This window comes from Streptomyces sp. NRRL S-350 (genome assembly GCF_000719705.1).
Classification (GTDB): domain Bacteria; phylum Actinomycetota; class Actinomycetes; order Streptomycetales; family Streptomycetaceae; genus Kitasatospora.
Window position 1 is genome coordinate 117,858 of the sequence record NZ_JOHO01000013.1, and the last position, 16,579, is coordinate 134,436.

Consider the following 16,579-nt stretch of genomic DNA (forward strand, 5'->3'; position numbering starts at 1 on the left):
CGGAGCCGCTGCCCGCTGCGGCTCCGGTTGCTCCACGAGCTCGGCCAGCCGCCGACCTGCCGCCCGCCTGGGCCGCCCCCGCGCCGCGTACCTGACCGACCGCCACCCCCACAACCGGCCTGGCCAATTCAGAGAGGAGGAGCAACGTGGGCCTTGCCGTTCCAACTCTGGCATCAGAGATCCCCGGCAACTTCATCACCAGTGCATTGTGGAATGCCAGCGTCTACTCCCCGCTGACGTTCCTTCTGAACCCGCCGACCTTCGTCGGGTACCAATCCACCAGTCAGTCTCTGAGCAATCAGAACTGGACGCCGCTGAACATAGACACGGTCTCCAGCGATCCCTACGGCGGCCATTCCTCCACCAGCAACACCTCGCGCTACACCTGCCAAGCGGGTGCGGGCGGCTGGTACACGGCATGCGGAGTCTACGCGCCGATCGGCAACAGCAACGGCTTTCGCGCAGTCAAATTGCAGGTCAACGGAACAGCTGTTCTCGGAGCCGCTGCATACCTTCCCGCGATGGGACCGGAAATTGGTCTCGTGACACCGGTCAAGGATATTTTCCTGAAACCGGGAGACTACATTGAGGTGTGCGGCTGGCAGAGCTCCGGCGGAGCACTTGGAACCGTTCTCGATTCCGACCTGCGGACCGGATTGTGGGTGAGGTTCTCCCATGTCTGACCTGCTGAAGCTCGGAACGACTGCCTTGACCTGCAAGCTCTGTGGTGCTCCAGCGCTCGTGCAGTGGCGTCGCCGCCCTACGCCGACGGAACTGACCGCGATGGCGACCCGGATCCCGGCATCCACGGCGGCCGACACAACGGTCACCGTCTACGCCTGCGGCCCGCACGCCATCAGCATGACCGCCGCGGCGCAGATCCACCAGGCGACGTGCACGGCACCGGACCAAGCCCACCTGCCGAACTGCTCATGTACTCCAGAACCACTGCCTGCTGCAAGGCCCGCCTTCGCCGCCGGCAGAACCGTCACCTTGGCGACCGGCTGGACGGTTCCTGCCCCCGCGAGCAGCTGACCTCCTCGTCCCGACTCTCCCGGCCCGCCGCCAACGGGCGGCTGCTGCCGGCAGCATCCCTGGAGGGCCGTCATACCCAACCTTCCCCCCGCACCGACCTGGGCCACCCAAGCCCCCGGCGGGTTCGTCACGAGTGCCCTGTGGAATGCCAACGTTTACGGCAACGGCTCCTTCCTGACGAACCCGCCTCTCTTCACAGCTCGTCAGGTCACCGCTCAGTCCACAGCCAACACCACTAATGCGGCCATGATCTGGGACACCGTCGACACCGACACGTACGGCGGCTTCAATCCCTCGGTGGACGCCACCAAGTACCGCGCCCAGCAGCCCGGCACCCTCGACGTCGCCTACAACATCTGCTGGGCCAACAACAGCAACGGCTTCCGCGCGGTGTTCCTGCAGAAGAACGGCAGTGGCCTACCCGGTTCCTGGTGCTCCGCCCCGGCGTCGACCTACTACCCCACCTGCGGCGGCTTCTTCCGGGTCCCGGTCGCCGCCGGCGACACCCTCCAGGTCATCGTCCAGCAGGGCTCAGGAGGTGCCCTGTCCACCGCCGCTCCCGGTCAGGGCGCTCCCTGGTGGTCCATCCGCTGGTCGCACGGCTGAGAGGAACCCCACCACATGACCAACGTCCACCCTGCGGTGATCAGCGTCGGGGAGGCGACCTGCGGCATGTGCGGAGCCGGCGCTGTTGTGCAGTGGTGCCGCCGCCTCACCGCAGCGGAGTTCGCCGCTCACCTTGCCACCGTGAAGGAGGCTCGCAGCCGCGACCGTGCCGACCGAGCCACCAGTGTTGACCTGGAGCTCTGGCCAACGTCCGTCGACGTCACCATGGCGGTCCGTGCGTGCGCTGATCACGCGATCAGTCTGGAGGCCGCCGCGCAGATCCACAGCGCGGACTGCCCAGCTCCGCATCAGGACCACCTTCCTGCCTGTGGATGCCGGCCCGAACCGGTCCCCGTCCTGGAGACGCCGAGCGCAGCCGAGGCTGTCCTGCCGCCCAGCTGGAGCGCGAACAGCCTGCCAACCGCCTGACGACCACGCCGCACCCCCGACCCGTCGACCGGTCGGGGGCTTTTTCATCCCAGGAGGCAGCTTGACCACCCACCCGCACCGCGAGGTCGCCGCACACGACCAGCCGGCCACCCACCGGTACACCATGCACTTCCCGGCCCACGAACCCCGCGAAGACGACCCGCACTACGCGGCGTTCAACGCCTACCGCAAGCACCACCGCCAGGGCGCGGCCTGCTACGTCGGCGAGCGCGCCGGGCACGACCAGTGCGCCGGAAACCTCGAGCTACATCACGCGGTCCTCGAGTTCGCGGTCGCCAACGCCGCCGACGCCGAGGCCCTGCACAAGGACTTCCCCGAGATCAGCGAGCACGCCACTGCCGAGGAGATAACCGACTGGGCCGAGTCTTCGCCGGGCCAGTTCCGCTGGTTGTGCGCCTTCCACCACAGGGGTGCCGGCGGCGCGCACACCGCCAGCCACGCCGACTGGACCGCGCAGCTCTACGTCCCGGGGCTGATCAGCCGATGAGCAACCTGACCAGCTTCAATGAGCGCCTGGCCGTCCTCGTCACCCGCGGGTTCGGCACGATGTGGGCCTTCTACGCCTTCACCATGTACGGCCTGCTGCCACTGCTGCTCCCCGCCGCGCAGGACCGCCTCCTGTACTGGTCCAACGTCATCCAGCTGGTGGCCCTGCCGCTGCTGATGGTCGGCCAGACCGTGCTCGGCCGCGCCGCAGAGCGCCAGGCCGGAGAGACCCACGACGCGGTCATGGAGGAGCTGTCTCTTCTGCGGCAGGCCCACGACGAGCTCAAGCAGATCGTCACCGCCGCGCCCAAGGATCCGGCACCGGCAGGGGAGGCACTCTGATGCCCAACGCTCGAGGCTACGACGTCTCTGACTACCAGGATTCGATCCCCGCCGACGCCGAGTTCGCCATCATCAAGGCAACCGAAGGCGCGCACACCGACCAGCAGGGCTACCGGGCCAAGCTCGCCGACGCGCGCGGCCGCAGCCTCGTCATCGGCCACTACCACTTCTTCCACGCCGAAAACGACGTCCAGGGCGAGGTCGACCACTTCTGCGCGGTCGTCGGGGACATCCCGTCCGGTGAGTTCCTGGCTCTCGACTTCGAACCGTACGGCCAGGATGTCGACGACACCACGGCCACCGACCGTAAGAACCAGTGGCTCGCACAGGTGAAGGCCCGTTACCCAGGGCACCAGGTCGGCCTGTACGCCAACCTCGACTGGTGGCACCGCACCGACGACGAGTGCGGCGACTTCCTGTGGATCGCCGACTACGACTCCCCGCCCGGCGCCCCAGCCGTCCAACATCCGTGGGCGTTCCACCAGACCACTGACGCCCCGATCGACACGAACCTCTACAACGGCACGGTCGACCAACTGCATGCCTGGGCCGGCGTGCCCACGCCGACACCGCCAGCCCCCGCCCCGGACCCCGCGTCCCAGCCGGACACGACCCCCACTGAGGCCCCGCCCTCGAGCCCCACTCCGCAGTGGAAGCAGCTCCTGGACCACGTCGCATCCATCCCCGAGCAGATCTACGAGGGCTGGAACCCCAACGGAGGCTACGACAACCACACGCCGTTCGGGACGGAGTACGGGGAGGACGGCGTCTCGTGGTGCGTCGAGTACTGCTGGGACATGTACCACGACACCGGCCTCGACTCGGCCGTGCCGAAGACCGACAACGTCACCGCCTTCTCCGACTGGGCCAAGCAGCACGGCCAGTGGTCGCTCTACCCGTCCATCGGAGCATGGGTCAACCTCGGCGACGGCCAGCACTGCGAGATCGTCACCGGTTGGGACGGCGACACCGTCTACACCAAGGGCGGCAACAGCATCGAGGCTGGCTCCCAGGACAGCGGGCAGGGCAACGGGGTGTGGTCGCACGCAACGCCACGCCGAGCGGCCCGCGTCACCGGGTACTTCGCCCCAACGTTCCCGGACCACATTGCCCCGCCCACCGCAGACCCGCAGGACTACCGCGGCGGACCCGCCGTCGACTCCTTCAACGTCCCCAGCGCACAGCTCACACCTGCTCCCGCCCCGACGCCGACCCCCGCCCGCTACCAGGTCACCATCGCTGGCCTCCGGTACGGCTACGGCGCCGTCGGTGATCAGGTCACTGTTGTCGGACGAGCCCTGGTCGCTGCCGGGCACGGCACCCACTACCAGGTTGGTCCCGGCCCGGCGTGGGGCGACGCGGACACCCTGAACTACCAGGATTACCAGCTCAGCATCGGACTGCAGGGGACCGCCCCGCACCAGGACGCCGACGGCGTCCCGGGCCCGGAATCGCTGCGCCGACTTCTCGGCTACCTCCCCGGAGAGGTGCCGCCGTTCCCTGGCCGGCAGGCCTTCGCGGACGGCCAGTCCAACCAGTACGTGCTGATGCTCGGTGAGCAGCTGGTCCGCAAGGGCTACGGCAGCCACTACCGCATCGGCCCGTCCCCGGCCTGGAGCGAGGCCGACCGGCTCAACGTCGCCGACTTCCAGCACGCCCAGGGCTGGAACGGCTCGAGCGCCGACGGCTACCCCGGCCCCGAGACCTGGCGCCTCTTGTTCACCTGACCCACCCTCACCCCGTTCAGCCCCCGTGGCCGCTGGCCCGGGGGCTCACTCATGCCCTCCAAGGAGGCACCCATGGGCGCACCCCGCCCCACCGACCCCAACCCGAGCCAGGCGCAGCAGGCCGTACTGCTCACCGAGAGCGGCAACGGCCCCACCACTCCCGACGAGGCCGCGCTTCTGGCTGCGAAGTTCGGCCAGCCCAACAGCGCCGGCGTCTACGGCGCTCCCACCACCGGAGGGAACCCCGCATGAGCGTGGAAACCATGATCTCCCAGGCCGAGAAGAGCCTGGGGCTGAGTGGCCGACCCAACTACATCACTGAGGACTACGCCTCCAGGGACGGCCAGGAGTTCGCCGATGCGCCGTGGTGCGACGAAGGGATCACCTACTGGGCCCGGCAGAGCGGCGAGTTCTCCGCGGTGTGCTTCGACACCGACTACGCGTACACCGTCGCCCACGCTGTCCGTTTCCAGGAGGCCGACCAGTGGCACGACGGCACCGACGGCATACAGCGCGGTGACGTCGTCTTCTTCGACTGGGACGGCGACCTGAGCGTCGGCGCAATCGACCACGTTGGTCTGGTCACCGACACCGACGGCAGCGGCAACGTCTACACCATCGAGGCCAACACCGGGAACGCCGTCGCCCGCCGAGTGCGGACCGCTGCCGTGATCGTCGGCTACGGCCGCCCCCAGTACAGCGACCAGGCCTCTCCGGCCCCCGCCCCGGTCCCGGCGCCCGCCGGACCGGCGTGGCCGGGCGAGTACCTGCGCCAGCAGAGCCCCATGCTCCACGACGAGATCGTTCGAACCTGGCAGCAGCAGATGGCCAACCGCGGTTGGCGCATCACCGTCGACGGCTGGTACGGCCCCGCCAGCGCGAGCATCTGCCGGCAGTTCCAGCAGGACTCCACGAACCACGGCTGGCCGCTGACCGTCGACGGCATCGTGGGGCCCGCGACCTGGACCGCGTCCTGGAACCGACCTGTCAGCTGACCCACCCAGGAGGTAGCAAGTGGACCTTGCGACGGCTGCCGGCCAGGCCGATGCCCTCGCGGTCTGGTGCGGCGCGGTCGCTGCGGTGTGTGCCGTCGCAGGCATCCTGTGGCGGGCGACGCGTGCCCTGCATCACGCCGCGCGCAATGTCGAGGACTTCGTGCGGGACTGGGCTGGTAACGACGAACACCCGGGCGTCATCCACCGGCTCGACACCATCGAGGACACGATCAACCGCATCGATCACGAGCTTCACCCCAACTCCGGCGGCAGCCTTCGAGATGCCGTCGACCGGGTCGACAAGCGCACTCAGCACCTTGACGGCACGTAGGCGGCCTGGTGCGGCACCCACCGATCAGTGGGTGCCGCACCAGCCGGTGTGTCCGATACGGTCTTGCACTAATAGGAGCGCCCAGGCTCCCTGAAAGCTTCTGAGAACTGGGCTCTGCTACTGGGGGAGGGGGCCGTCCCAGTAGCAGAGCCGGATGTCAGTGGTCCGGGATGAGGGTGGGATCGGGGGCGATTGTGGTAGCGCGGGCAAGCGGGTCGGCGATCACCTGGCGCAGGGCCTGGTCGTCCCAGCCGCGCATCATCGCCACCACGTCGAGGGCCATGCACGCCGTCTGCCAGTCCTCGGGCAGGTCCGGCCACATCCGCAGCAGGAAGGCCTTCGCCGCGCGGTAGGCGTCTGTGCGCACGCGCTCGTCCTCGTCGGCGCACCAAACCCTGCGAGCCCGCACGGCGACCATGGCCTCGACCGGGTACCAACCGGGCGGTGCCTCGTCCGGGCGGGCCGGGCGGCGCGGACGAAGTACGACGACGTCCGCCCACGCGGGGTAGGTCTCGTTGGTCTCCTGCCGGGTGAGGGCCTGGGCGGAGTTGGCGACCAGGGCGGCGAGGACTTCCTCGGCGGGGGCGGTGAAGTCGGGCCGGGGTCCGACCGGAAGGCTGGTGGACAGGAGGTAGCCGATGGTGGAGACCTTCAGGTCGCGGCCCTCGGCGAGGCGGCGGCGGGCTTGCATGAAGGTCTCGCCGGTGAGGCGCTGGCGGGCGCGGATTTCCTGCTTGCCGGGGTAGTTGTGCTCGGTCATCGTCGCGTCGTCTCTGGCCGCGCGTCCCACGCCCGCGCCGGCCGGGTCAACGGGACGGCGAAGAGCAACCGCGGTTGGAGAGCCTTGATCGCTGGCCGGAGGCGTGGGCACGGGTACCGGCGTGGATGACGGGACGCCGCGGAGCGCCCCCGCTGGAGACGTTACCCCGTCGGGGGGAACCGGCGCGGGTGAACGCGCCGATTCCCCTGGTGTTGATGCCCGGTGCCGCCCGGCGCGGGCCTTCAGCGACCGCGTCGGCCGGAACGCTTCTTGCCAGCGCGGGCGCGACTGCTGGCGCCCGACGAGCGGGGTGCTGACTCCAGCGCGGGCGGTGGGCAGGTGGGACACCAGACTGCGGTGACGGACATCGGCCCGGCCGGCGCCGCGTACTCGACTCCGCCTTCCAGCGTGCCCCGGGCCCCGCACCCCTGGCAGGTGCGGGCCTCCTTCAGCCTGCGCGCCAGATCGCACGGCGGGCAGCACACCGTCTCCGGCGCCTCGATCCACAGCACCGTAGGCGTTGAGACGAGCCGGTCTTCCCGGATATGCGCGCATCGTCGTGCCGTTCCGGCCCAGACTGCGGCCACGAGGGCTTCCATGGCCGGGCGTTGCCAGGTCGGTGAGCCCACGGAAACTGGAGCGGAGGCCCCTCGGGCGGTCAGGAAGGCATCACTCTCGGCGGCCGCGGCGTCGATTTGGTCGCGCAACGCGGAATCGGCGGGGTTGTTCTTCGTCATGGCGAAGACAGTAAACCCACAACTACCCATCGTAGAGCCAGAATTGGGCCCGTGCAATTTCGTATCTCGGGAGCGGGCGATTGTGTCCGGAACCGCTTTCCCCGCTGGCTGGAACCCGACCCGACGGCCACCCGCGATGGCCCCAGACACCGATCCGCGTCGCGTCGTCCGCATCCGCTCAGGACTGCCATGGGCCGGTACAGTAGGCCGTGGCTGGACACGCACGCCGATCGTCGCTGCCGCCCCGTCCCACGCCGGGAGAGCACCGTTCGACCAAGGGGTCCCACCCGACGCCCGTGGTGAATTCACCGTGCCCTTCTCCGGGCGGGGTGCGTGGGCGACCCGCCGGATGTGAGAGCACCGTTGTGACCAAGCAGAACCAGTCCCGTGCCGGCCGCCGTGCCCGTAAGGCGCAGCAAGACGGCTCCACTGCCCAGTACACCGAACTGCTGCGTGCTGGAGGCAAGGAGCCGGACGCTCGGCCAGCCGTCCCGATCGCGTCAGCTACGCCGGGCGGTGAAGGCAAGACGACCCACGCCGTTGACCTTCGAGCGGGCCTGGCTGAGTACGGCCAGCGTGTAGTCCTGGTCGACCTCGACTCGCAGAACGACGCCCGGCTCAGCGCGGCCTCTCAGGAGGAGCCAGCTGGCGGCTGGCCCTACCGGCTGGTCGATGCCCAGTGGCAGGGCTGGCTCACTGCGGGGAACGGACTGTACCGGGCGTCCTCCAGCCTGAACAGGCCGGGCTTGGAGGAGCCGTGGCCCTACGCCCGGATCGTCGCCGAGCGCGGCCCCGTGCGCCCCGTCAACCACCCGGTCGAGGGCGACGACTCCACGGAGAGGCTGGCCGCGCTGTGGGACAAGGCGGGTCGGAAGGCGGTCGCGTCCACCCTGGTGGCGCTGTACCGGGCGGTGCTGCGCTTTCCGGCGTCCCTCTACGGCCCGCATCCGCTGACCTCCGGGCGGGAGGGCAGCTGGGAGTCCGCCCGGCTCTTGAACCTGGCCTACACCGTCGGCGGCGACCTGGATGATCGGCCGAAGCGGTTCGACCCGGAGGTCGCCGATGGCGTCGCGGACGTTCTGGAAGGCTGGGTGCGGCGTCCCGAGACGTACACCGAGGTCGCGGAGAACCTTGCTGGCATCTTCGGCCGATACGCCGACCGTGCCGGCGGCTGGACGAAGGTTGCCGATCAGTGGCTGCAGCCCGGCGCCCGCGCCGGCCACGATCCTGACACCGTCTTCGCGGTCGGCTCCTGGCTGCTCTTGGGCTCCTCCGAGCATCTGCAGGCGTTCCTGGACTCCGCGCACCGGTAGTCGGTAGCGCGGCGGGCAGCGGTGCCAGACCACCGCTGCCGGCCGCGGCCGCCGGGCTGTCGGCGGCTCCGGCTAACCTGTCCGAGACCCTGCAACACCCGCACCTGCGCGAGGATCTTCGATGGCTCTGGAAATCAAGTCGACCGACGACCCTCGCAGCATGGAGCTCCACGACGAGACGGGCCGGGTCGGATTGCTCTTCTATGTCGGCCCTGATGAGGGGGATCCGGACGACAGCGCCGTGGGGTGGGTGGCTCGGGTGCACGGCTTCGCCTACAGCGGCAGCCAGGAGACCAAGTTCTGCAACTCTGCACCTGAGGCGTTCGCCGAGGCGCTTCCGCTGTACGACCAGGTTTTGGAGCAGCGCCGGACGGCCGAGCGCTTCCACAAGAACCAGCCGGTCCACATGATCAGTACCCCGATGGGCGGCCAGCCCCGCTGAGGGCCGTGCCGCGCTACCGCTGGTCAGCTGTTCCCACTGAGCAGGCCCGGGCCGACGCCGAGCCAGCGGCCGACGTCGATCGTCGGCTCGGAGCGGGGCCGGCCGCTCATGGCGAAGGCGGTGTCGATGAGGCGGCGCAGTGCGTCCCGCTCGGTCTCGGGGGCGCGTACGCCGCCTCGGACGTCGGCCTGGATGGGCCGTAGCGGGTAGGCGTCGATGGTGATCCGGCCCCGGGTGTGCTTGGTCAGGTGGCGGTTGCCGATCCAGAACCAGTCTGAGCAGTCGAGCCGTGCGGTGAGAGCGGCCTGGTCGATGCGGTCGCCGAGCGGGGCGCCGCCAGTGGTCCAGGAGTACCAGATCCTGGCGCCGCCGTCGGGACGGCGGAAGGCGATCCACAGGAACGTCTCGGGTTCGAAGTCGGCGGCGATGCCCTCGGTGACGGCCTTCTCCACGGGGGTTGGGTCATTGCTGGCGCTCAGAGCGACCGGGAGGCGGGTCAGGGTGTCGGTGGTCATGGCGGTCTCCGGGGTCTACAGCTCGACCAGGACGATGCCGGCGGCGTTTTGGGTGATGTCCGTGGGCGGGTCGCCGTCCAGGCAGGCCTGGACGTATTCGGGCAGTTGCGGGCGCAAGCCGCGCTGTATGTGCCGTACGAATTCGCTGCTGAAGTAGTTCCGGATCCGAGGCCCCAGGGTTTGCATTCGGTGTGGGCCGTCATAAATGAAGTCGGGCTCATGGCCGCGATAACTGCCGAGCATGTTGAACATCGTCCTGGCGATGCGCGGGGCGCCGATTTGGTCGACTTCCAGGAATGGCCGAAGTTCCTTACGAATTCCGGACAGTGCCAGTTCGGTGAAGGGGGTTTCCGGCGCGTTTGGGTTGGAGAGGTCGACGATCGGGGTGGCCTGGTGGAAGACGCTCACCGCGTCGGGGCCGCCCGGCAGGTGCCGAAGCCGGGTGGCGGCGATCGCTTCGTCCTTGGTCTCGTCGCGGACGGGCAGCGCGGGCAGGAGGGTCACGCCTGCGCCTTCCCGCAGGTGACAGGCGGTGTCACGGTGCCTGCTCGGGCAATTCATGGCCGACCGGTAGTCCACATCCCCGGCGTACAGCATGAGGCCGGCGGGCAAGCCCAGACGGTCGGCACTGCGTAGCAGGAGGGTCAGCTGCTGCTCCAGCTTCAGAGGGGCGTCAGAGCCGACTTTCCATTTCCGCCCGATCCGCTTGAGGCTTTTCGCCTGAATCAGGCAGCCGAAGGACTGGCCGGAACGGTCAACCCACCACCACATGTAGTCGGCTCCGGTGCGCTTTTCCTGCGGACGGTTGAATTTTGCATAGCGGACCTCTGGAAACATTTTCTCGCACAGCTCGTGCGTGATATGCTCCTCTTCCCAAATGGCATATCCATGGTTGATCTGAGTGGCCATTTTCTGCTCTGCATGCCGAGTCCCGCGCGTGAATGCGACGTGGGCGGGCGGGATGTAGTCGGCACGCTCGGCAAGGCTCATGGGCGCATCTCCCGGGAGGCGAGGGGCATCGTGCAGTCCATCATCTCGCACGGCACTGACGCCGCGTCAGCGCCAGTCGGCCGCCGCTCGCTGGTGGACGCGCCGCCGACAGACGATCAGTGGCCGCTGGTCCTGCGGGTCGCCTGGGGCCGCCTGGACCACCGGGGCCGGACGAAGGAGCGGGGCGTCGGCGTCATCTTGGCCTGTGGCTCCTCGGCACTGTGGGGCGATCTCGACAACTCGCTGTCGGGAAAGCCGTGTTCGCGCTGCGCCCAGCGAATCGAGCGGGACAACAGCGCTGCGATCACTGCGCCCGCCGCGCTGCTCGCCGCACTTGATCGGAAGGCGCCGGCCGGTCAACTGTCACTCCTGCCCGCGGCCGCGCTGCTTGATCTTGTGCGCGCCAGTCGGATAGCGCCTCGGCGGCCGACCGCGCTCGCGCGCCGGTCGGCTGTCCGCTGACGCCCGCTCAACCGCCCTTCGAGGCCCCGCACAGCGCGTTAACGATGGTTAGCCTCGTATATCTGGCAATATACGAGGCAACCGCTGTGAGAGGGCTTCCCTCGCAAGCACCGTTTTCCGGCAGGAGGCCATCGTGGCGACGTCGACCGAACCCGGGACGCCGCTCGGGCGCCTGCTGGACGAGCTGGCCGGCTTCGTCCGGGCCCGGGTCGCCGAGCGTACCGCGGACCCCGAGCGGCCGGCCCCCGAACGCGAGCACTTCACCCACCTGCTCCCGCGGCTCGACCAGGTCCTCGCCCACGCCCACGACAGGGGCGCGCTCCAGCAGCTCCACGCCCTGCGCCTGTTCCGGGAGATGTCGCTGCTCTGGTACGGCCACGACGAGCACCCCGACAACCCGTGGCTCGAACAGCTCGCCACCACCGACCCCGAGGCCGCGCTGCGCCAGCTGCGGGACGTCCAGGACCGGGTCGACCGCATGACAGACTGATCACCAACATCGCTCTCGCGCACCGCAGTTGAGCCGACCGAACAGGAATCCAGCCCGTGCCGTCCGAACCGTCCGGCCGCCCCGCCGCCGCCGCCGCCGACCAGCTTCACGCCTTCGTCGGCTTCGTGCGCTCCCGGCTGCACGAGGAGCTGGCCGCCCCCGGTCTGCACCACTCCACCCGGCGCGCCCTGCAGCGCCGGCTGGCCCTGGTTGGCGAGATCGCGGACCAGGCCGACGGCACGGCCCCGGCCTCCCTGATGGGCCGGGCGGCGAACGGCGTCGAACTGGTCGACCTCGCCCAGCGCTGGCGCGACCACCCCGACTACCCCGGCACCCGCACCACCCCGGAGGCGGCCGCGCCCGGCCGGGAGCTGCCCGCCGCGGTGACCCACATCTACGAACGCGGCATCACCGCGGATCTGCTGTCCGAGGTCGGCGGCTACCCGGGCCTGCACGAGGAGGCCCGGACCGAGCTCGCCGACAACCACCCCTGCCGCCGTGCCGAACCCACCGCGCCCGTGCCGGTCACCGTCACCTCCGACGGCACCGGTTTCCTCACCGTCCGCGCCGAGATCCGCTGCACCGACCGGGCCTGCCGGATCGAGGCCGCCGCCGTCGCCCGCTACGAACCGCTGCTGGCCGCCTACGAGGTGGCGCGGGAGTCGCTGCGCGGCGCCGACCTGCTGCTGCAGCAGCCCAACCTGGTCACCACCCCGGACCCGGAGCAGCTCCGGCGGCAGTGGGCCCGGCGGGAGAAGGCCATCCGCGAGACGCTGCGCACCGTGATCGACACGCTCGCCCCGCACGCCGCCCCCGCCGCCGAGTGAACCCGACCCCGGCCAACGGGCCCGCCGGACGCACCCCGCCAGCCGCCTTCGTGCTGTTCCCGTTCCGCTCACACCCCGTCAAGGAGACCCGGATGACGTACGACGACCCCGAGGACCGCGCCGAAGCCGAGGCCCAGACCAGGCAGCGGCAGGCCGCCGACCTGGAGCACATCGCGGCCTACTACAGGCTGGAGCGCCGCCTGGGCATCACGGTCGCGCTCGGCGGCCGGGTCCGCCACGACGGCCGCGAAGGCGTCATCGTGGACACCGCCGGCCAGCGGCTCAAGGTCATGTTCTACGGCGACCAGCAGGCCAGCATCTGCCACGCCACCTCGCAGATGGAGTACGAGACGGCTACCGGCTGGATCACCGCCACCCCCGTCCCGGACCCGTGGGCCGCCGGCCCGGCCGCCGCATGAGCGTGACGGACAACGAGTCCGCCGCCGCCCGCGCGTTCTGGGCCGAGGGCGAGCAGGTGGTCCCGGCACTGAGAATCCGTCCACCCGAGAACGCCACCGAGCAGGCCCTGCTCGGCTGGATGAACATGCACATCACCATGGAACGCGAGGCGAACCGGCCAATCAGCGGCTGGGCGTACCGGTCCGTGTTCGAGCTCGTCCTCGAACACGGACGCTGGTTCAACCCGGTCAGCCTCCCTGCAGCCATCCCGCGTGGCCCGGAGAGGGAGTGTTTTCACAACGCGGCCGCCATCGAGCGGGCGCACCCGCACCTGCGCTACGTCGAGGGCTTCGCGATCGTTACCGGCAGCCCGGTGGCTACCGCCCACGCCTGGTGCACCGACGGCGACGGCAACGCGATCGATCCCACGTGGACTGAACTCGGCGAGGACACAGCGTACTTCGGCATCCCGTTGGCCCCGACGCTGCGCCCGAACCCCCGGTTCAGCAGCGGCGTCCTCGAACGCCCCGAGACCCTGTACCCGCTGCTGCAAGACGGGCTGACGGCCAGCACCTGAACAGCACCGACCAGAGAGGCACTTCCATGGAGCAGTACCCGCACGATCACGCCGAAGAACTGGAGCGCGCCGGGTACCGTGACCGGATCCACCGGCTTCACCAGGTCATCGCCGCGCGCGTGAGCGACCACCGCGTGGCCGGCGAGGCCGTCGACGCGGTGGTCGCCCGCCTGGCGGCCCGTTCCGTGGAGAACCTGCTGAGCGAGGCCACGCTTCTCGGCGAGGGCGCTGCGGCGGACGGCTTCACCGAGACGGTGGCGCTCCACCAGCTGGAGACTCTCCTCGACCGGGCTGCCCGGCGCGCGTGGCCCACCGAGGCAGCGCCGTTGGACGACATCGCCCGCCTGCGCAAGGACACCAACGTGCAGGTGGCCGCGCTGCTCGCCGGTCGGCAGCCCGGGCCGTCGGCCGTGCGAGTCCGCGACCAGGTCAACGAGCTGGCCGGCTTCATCAACCGCCGCGCCCAGGAACCGGTCCACAACACCGCCGAAGGCCTGCACTCGGGCCTCGGCCAGATCCTGCGCACCACCTCCTACGCCCACGGAGCCGTGGACACGGCACTTGCCGCTGGCCGCCTGGACTTGGCCGCCAAGCAGTTGCGCCACCTGGTCCAGCAAGCACAGAAGTGGGCCGATCAGGCGGAGTACCCGTCCGCTCTGGTGGCTGACCTTCTGCGGACCGCGGAAGCGGCCGATCCACACAACGAACCCGCGCCCGGCCCGGTCGTTCCGGAAGCAAGGACCGCCCAGCGGGCCGTAGCGGGCAGTCCCGCGAAGAAGATCACGCTCGCTCAGGCTGAGCGCCTCTTCCGCGCGATGGGTCTGGCCATCGGCAGCGACGGCCAGGAGGGCTTCACCTTCCGGGCCCGCGGCGGCCGCGACGGCTCGCGGGCAGTCAAGTCCTCCCACCAGATCGAGGTGCGGTACCGCCTCGCCGGGGGCTACACCCTCATGGGCAACGACCTCGACGGCCTCCCCGAGGTGATCGAGCACTACCGGTGGGCCGTCGAGAAGGCCCCTCAGCACGGCTACACCGTGACCTGGAGGCCAGCCAACGTCTGGATGGAAGTCACCCGCACTCCGGTTGCCCCCGAGACGCCCGCCGACCGACCGCAGGAGGCCGCATCGTGACCGGCGCCGCCGACGAAGCCGAGCAGAAGCTGCGGCACTGGGTGGACACGTACGCCCAACTCCACTCCGGTGACGAGAGCTGGCGCTTCCGTAGTTTTGCCGCGCTCGTTGCCGCCTTCGGAGTCCTCTACCACCCTGCCCCCTGGCCGGCGGATCAGCCCCGGGGGCGGCTGGGCCGCTGCTTCGAGGAGGCCAGCAAGTACGCCGACGCCACCGGCGCCACGTACGTCGAGGGGTTCGTCCTGGTCCCGGACGCCCCGCTGATGTTCCCGGTCTTCGAACACGCCTGGTGTCTGACACCTCAGGGCACCGTGGCCGACACGACCATCCCCGATGGCGGCGCCGTCCTCTACCTCGGCCTGCCGCTGCACGCCGCGTTCCGCCGCACCGCCCAGGCCCGGCGACGGACCTGGGCGGTGCTCACCTACGACACGGACAATCTCCTAGCCGGCGTCAACGACGTAGTCCTGAAAGCTGGCCTGCCACCGGGCGCACTGGCCCTTCCGAACACACCTTCACCGCCCCCTGGTGGGCCTGGCCCCGTCGTACAGGAGGTTCCGTGACCACCCTCGATCAGTCAACTCCCGCCGAGGTCGTCGACGCCGAACTGCTGGACGACGACGAGCAAGCCCTTCCCGCAGTACGCGAGCCCCTGGGCTTGGACCTCAGCGACTTCACCCGGGACACCGTGCTGGTCGCCGGGCGGCCGATCCCGGCCGCCTTCGTCGCGCCGCAGTACTCCGCCGCGGACTACGTCATCTCCGAGGACGTCGCCGAGCTGATCGAGGCGGCCCGGCCGGAGAACACCGAACGCAACCGGCGCAGCCAGATCGGCCTGTTCCAGCGCTGGTGCGACGACCGCGGCCGGGTCGCCCTGCCGTGCACCACCGCGACGCTGATCGAGTACATCGGCGGTCTCATCCAGCGCGGCCTCGACCCGGACACCATCGCGGCCCACAAGAGCACGGTCGTCACCTGGCAGGAGGAGGAGACCCCGGGCAACACCCGGCCCGGAACCCGGCAGGTCTCTGCGATGATCGCGGCGTACCGGGCCAGGTGGAGCCGCACCAAGACCGACAAGCAGTCACCGGCGATCCGCGAGGTCGACCTGGAGCTGATGGTCGCGGTCTGCGACGAATCCGGTCGGCCTGCCGACCTGCGCGACGCGGCCATCGCCTGCCTGGGCTTCCACCTGCTCACCCGTCGGATCGAGTTGGCCAGCCTGCTCGTCACCCACGTCACGCTGGAGCGCGATGGCATGCACGTGCGGCTGGTGGACCGCAAGACCCACAAGGACGGCACGGTCTTCGAGGCTTGGATCCCGGCCCGGGACGACGCCCCCCATATCTGCCCCGTCCGCCGGGTGCGGGCCTGGCTGGAGTACGGCCGCCTGATCCACCAGCCGCAGGACCAGGCGCTCTTCCGGGCGTTGGACAAGGCCGGCCGCCTGGCCGTGCGCCTCACCCCGCAGACCCGACCCAAGCACCCCGACGGCACCGACAAGCAGGACCGCGAGCTCACCGCAGAGGACTGGACGCGGCTGTCGATGCTCTCCGGCGAGGCCATCAACAAGTTCGTCAAGGCCCTCGCCAGGAAGGCGTACGCCAAGATCGCACACCTCACCGAGGAGCAGCGCGTCGGGCTCGGCCACAACGCGCTGCTCAACGAACAGACCGCCTCCTCCGTCACCTCGCACGGCCTGCGGGCCGGCGGGGCAACCGAGCTGTACGAGTCGGACGTGCCGGAGGACGTTATCGCGATGCTCGGTGACTGGGCCAAGGGGTCCGCGGCGATGAAGCGCTACTTCCGGAAGATCCGGACCAGCGGTGAGAACGCCTGGGCGGTCGCCCGGCAGGCCCGGGAGAGGATGCGGCTCGCGGCGAGCCAGACGGTCGTCGCGTAGGCGGTTACCGCTCGGGCAGATCAGCCCATGGCACCCGCCGGGCCGCCCGGGGCCACGCGGTT

24 protein-coding genes are annotated in these 16,579 nt (G+C 69.9%); 20 read left to right on the plus strand and 4 right to left on the minus strand.

Features of this window, described 5'->3' with window-relative positions; all coding sequences use genetic code 11:
* Positions 1-146: 146 nt before the first annotated feature.
* The 10 genes from IF30_RS47875 (at position 147) to IF30_RS0115855 (ending at position 5,972) form a co-directional block, all read left to right on the plus strand.
* Positions 147-683 carry a hypothetical protein gene (locus IF30_RS47875; RefSeq protein WP_158835153.1) on the plus strand — a complete coding sequence of 179 codons (537 nt, stop codon included), beginning with the start codon at positions 147-149 and terminating at the stop codon, positions 681-683.
* Positions 676-1,035 carry a hypothetical protein gene (locus tag IF30_RS45260; protein WP_078891410.1) on the plus strand — a complete coding sequence of 120 codons (360 nt, stop codon included), beginning with the start codon at positions 676-678 and terminating at the stop codon, positions 1,033-1,035. The genes IF30_RS47875 and IF30_RS45260 overlap by 8 nt, the downstream gene beginning before the upstream one ends.
* 246 nt (positions 1,036-1,281) lie before the next feature.
* Positions 1,282-1,641 (plus strand): hypothetical protein, encoded by a 360-nt coding sequence (locus IF30_RS0115815; RefSeq protein ID WP_030237925.1) that lies wholly within the window; start codon positions 1,282-1,284, stop codon positions 1,639-1,641.
* A gap of 15 nt (positions 1,642-1,656) precedes the next feature.
* On the plus strand, positions 1,657-2,070 hold the full coding sequence (locus IF30_RS41545; RefSeq protein ID WP_030237928.1) for a hypothetical protein: 414 nt from the start codon (positions 1,657-1,659) through the stop codon (positions 2,068-2,070).
* Between the two features lie 61 nt (positions 2,071-2,131).
* The gene (locus tag IF30_RS0115825; protein ID WP_030237930.1) at positions 2,132-2,578 is read left to right on the plus strand and encodes a hypothetical protein; all 447 of its coding nucleotides are present in this window, start codon (positions 2,132-2,134) and stop codon (positions 2,576-2,578) included.
* On the plus strand, positions 2,575-2,919 hold the full coding sequence (locus IF30_RS0115830; protein ID WP_051710369.1) for a hypothetical protein: 345 nt from the start codon (positions 2,575-2,577) through the stop codon (positions 2,917-2,919). Before IF30_RS0115825 ends, IF30_RS0115830 begins: the two co-directional genes overlap by 4 nt.
* Positions 2,919-4,646 (plus strand): peptidoglycan-binding protein, encoded by a 1,728-nt coding sequence (locus IF30_RS49315; protein ID WP_030237936.1) that lies wholly within the window; start codon positions 2,919-2,921, stop codon positions 4,644-4,646. The genes IF30_RS0115830 and IF30_RS49315 overlap by 1 nt, the downstream gene beginning before the upstream one ends.
* A gap of 72 nt (positions 4,647-4,718) precedes the next feature.
* Positions 4,719-4,898: a hypothetical protein gene (locus IF30_RS0115840; protein WP_030237940.1), complete on the plus strand. Its 180-nt coding sequence runs from the start codon at positions 4,719-4,721 to the stop codon at positions 4,896-4,898.
* Positions 4,895-5,641, plus strand: coding sequence for a CHAP domain-containing protein (locus IF30_RS49320; RefSeq protein WP_051710370.1), 747 nt, complete (start codon positions 4,895-4,897; stop codon positions 5,639-5,641). Before IF30_RS0115840 ends, IF30_RS49320 begins: the two co-directional genes overlap by 4 nt.
* Positions 5,642-5,660: 19 nt before the next feature.
* Complete coding sequence (locus tag IF30_RS0115855) at positions 5,661-5,972, plus strand: hypothetical protein (RefSeq protein ID WP_030237945.1); 312 nt, start codon at positions 5,661-5,663, stop codon at positions 5,970-5,972.
* A gap of 157 nt (positions 5,973-6,129) precedes the next feature.
* Here IF30_RS0115855 and IF30_RS0115860 read toward each other — a convergent pair whose 3' ends face one another.
* Together IF30_RS0115860 and IF30_RS47885 are read right to left on the minus strand one after the other, a co-directional pair.
* A complete protein-coding gene (locus tag IF30_RS0115860; protein WP_030237948.1) occupies positions 6,130-6,732 on the minus strand; it encodes a hypothetical protein in 603 nt (200 codons plus the stop codon).
* A gap of 242 nt (positions 6,733-6,974) precedes the next feature.
* A complete protein-coding gene (locus IF30_RS47885) occupies positions 6,975-7,469 on the minus strand; it encodes a hypothetical protein (RefSeq protein ID WP_158835156.1) in 495 nt (164 codons plus the stop codon).
* Positions 7,470-7,834: 365 nt separating this feature from the next.
* Between IF30_RS47885 and IF30_RS50230 the strand changes: the two genes are divergently transcribed.
* Both IF30_RS50230 and IF30_RS47890 read left to right on the plus strand, forming a co-directional pair.
* Positions 7,835-8,782: an AAA family ATPase gene (locus tag IF30_RS50230; protein WP_051710372.1), complete on the plus strand. Its 948-nt coding sequence runs from the start codon at positions 7,835-7,837 to the stop codon at positions 8,780-8,782.
* 121 nt (positions 8,783-8,903) lie between these two features.
* Positions 8,904-9,224: a hypothetical protein gene (locus tag IF30_RS47890; protein ID WP_030237955.1), complete on the plus strand. Its 321-nt coding sequence runs from the start codon at positions 8,904-8,906 to the stop codon at positions 9,222-9,224.
* 23 nt (positions 9,225-9,247) lie between these two features.
* Here IF30_RS47890 and IF30_RS0115875 read toward each other — a convergent pair whose 3' ends face one another.
* Both IF30_RS0115875 and IF30_RS0115880 read right to left on the minus strand, forming a co-directional pair.
* Positions 9,248-9,739, minus strand: coding sequence for a hypothetical protein (locus IF30_RS0115875; protein WP_030237959.1), 492 nt, complete (start codon positions 9,737-9,739; stop codon positions 9,248-9,250).
* Between the two features lie 15 nt (positions 9,740-9,754).
* Positions 9,755-10,729 (minus strand): hypothetical protein, encoded by a 975-nt coding sequence (locus IF30_RS0115880; RefSeq protein WP_158835158.1) that lies wholly within the window; start codon positions 10,727-10,729, stop codon positions 9,755-9,757.
* A gap of 30 nt (positions 10,730-10,759) precedes the next feature.
* Here IF30_RS0115880 and IF30_RS0115885 point away from each other — a divergent pair, with 30 nt between their 5' ends.
* From IF30_RS0115885 to IF30_RS0115920, 8 genes are all read left to right on the plus strand, one after another.
* On the plus strand, positions 10,760-11,191 hold the full coding sequence (locus IF30_RS0115885) for a hypothetical protein (RefSeq protein ID WP_158835162.1): 432 nt from the start codon (positions 10,760-10,762) through the stop codon (positions 11,189-11,191).
* Between the two features lie 133 nt (positions 11,192-11,324).
* Positions 11,325-11,681, plus strand: a complete 357-nt coding sequence (locus IF30_RS0115890; protein WP_030237968.1) for a hypothetical protein — start codon at positions 11,325-11,327, stop codon at positions 11,679-11,681.
* Positions 11,682-11,737: 56 nt separating this feature from the next.
* A complete protein-coding gene (locus tag IF30_RS0115895) occupies positions 11,738-12,508 on the plus strand; it encodes a hypothetical protein (protein WP_030237971.1) in 771 nt (256 codons plus the stop codon).
* Positions 12,509-12,600: 92 nt separating this feature from the next.
* On the plus strand, positions 12,601-12,927 hold the full coding sequence (locus IF30_RS0115900; protein ID WP_107054407.1) for a hypothetical protein: 327 nt from the start codon (positions 12,601-12,603) through the stop codon (positions 12,925-12,927).
* On the plus strand, positions 12,924-13,484 hold the full coding sequence (locus IF30_RS43645; protein WP_158835165.1) for a hypothetical protein: 561 nt from the start codon (positions 12,924-12,926) through the stop codon (positions 13,482-13,484). The genes IF30_RS0115900 and IF30_RS43645 overlap by 4 nt, the downstream gene beginning before the upstream one ends.
* 26 nt (positions 13,485-13,510) lie before the next feature.
* Complete coding sequence (locus tag IF30_RS0115910; RefSeq protein ID WP_030237980.1) at positions 13,511-14,614, plus strand: hypothetical protein; 1,104 nt, start codon at positions 13,511-13,513, stop codon at positions 14,612-14,614.
* Positions 14,611-15,177: a hypothetical protein gene (locus tag IF30_RS0115915; protein ID WP_030237983.1), complete on the plus strand. Its 567-nt coding sequence runs from the start codon at positions 14,611-14,613 to the stop codon at positions 15,175-15,177. The genes IF30_RS0115910 and IF30_RS0115915 overlap by 4 nt, the downstream gene beginning before the upstream one ends.
* Positions 15,174-16,517 carry a tyrosine-type recombinase/integrase gene (locus tag IF30_RS0115920; protein ID WP_030237984.1) on the plus strand — a complete coding sequence of 448 codons (1,344 nt, stop codon included), beginning with the start codon at positions 15,174-15,176 and terminating at the stop codon, positions 16,515-16,517. Before IF30_RS0115915 ends, IF30_RS0115920 begins: the two co-directional genes overlap by 4 nt.
* Positions 16,518-16,579 lie beyond the last annotated feature (62 nt).

What these genes read in the sequence shown, in the direction of transcription:
- IF30_RS45260 (WP_078891410.1), top strand. Translation starts at nt 676, where the DNA reads ATGTCTGACCTGCTGAAGCTCGGAACGACTGCCTTGACCTGCAAGCTC.
- IF30_RS0115815 (WP_030237925.1), top strand. Translation starts at nt 1,282, where the DNA reads ATGATCTGGGACACCGTCGACACCGACACGTACGGCGGCTTCAATCCC.
- IF30_RS41545 (WP_030237928.1), top strand. Translation starts at nt 1,657, where the DNA reads ATGACCAACGTCCACCCTGCGGTGATCAGCGTCGGGGAGGCGACCTGC.
- IF30_RS0115830 (WP_051710369.1), top strand. Translation starts at nt 2,575, where the DNA reads ATGAGCAACCTGACCAGCTTCAATGAGCGCCTGGCCGTCCTCGTCACC.
- IF30_RS49315 (WP_030237936.1), top strand. Translation starts at nt 2,919, where the DNA reads ATGCCCAACGCTCGAGGCTACGACGTCTCTGACTACCAGGATTCGATC.
- IF30_RS0115840 (WP_030237940.1), top strand. Translation starts at nt 4,719, where the DNA reads ATGGGCGCACCCCGCCCCACCGACCCCAACCCGAGCCAGGCGCAGCAG.
- IF30_RS49320 (WP_051710370.1), top strand. Translation starts at nt 4,895, where the DNA reads ATGAGCGTGGAAACCATGATCTCCCAGGCCGAGAAGAGCCTGGGGCTG.
- IF30_RS0115860 (WP_030237948.1), bottom strand. Translation starts at nt 6,732, where the DNA reads ATGACCGAGCACAACTACCCCGGCAAGCAGGAAATCCGCGCCCGCCAG.
- IF30_RS47885 (WP_158835156.1), bottom strand. Translation starts at nt 7,469, where the DNA reads ATGACGAAGAACAACCCCGCCGATTCCGCGTTGCGCGACCAAATCGAC.
- IF30_RS47890 (WP_030237955.1), top strand. Translation starts at nt 8,904, where the DNA reads ATGGCTCTGGAAATCAAGTCGACCGACGACCCTCGCAGCATGGAGCTC.
- IF30_RS0115875 (WP_030237959.1), bottom strand. Translation starts at nt 9,739, where the DNA reads ATGACCACCGACACCCTGACCCGCCTCCCGGTCGCTCTGAGCGCCAGC.
- IF30_RS0115880 (WP_158835158.1), bottom strand. Translation starts at nt 10,729, where the DNA reads ATGAGCCTTGCCGAGCGTGCCGACTACATCCCGCCCGCCCACGTCGCA.
- IF30_RS0115900 (WP_107054407.1), top strand. Translation starts at nt 12,601, where the DNA reads ATGACGTACGACGACCCCGAGGACCGCGCCGAAGCCGAGGCCCAGACC.
- IF30_RS43645 (WP_158835165.1), top strand. Translation starts at nt 12,924, where the DNA reads ATGAGCGTGACGGACAACGAGTCCGCCGCCGCCCGCGCGTTCTGGGCC.
- IF30_RS0115910 (WP_030237980.1), top strand. Translation starts at nt 13,511, where the DNA reads ATGGAGCAGTACCCGCACGATCACGCCGAAGAACTGGAGCGCGCCGGG.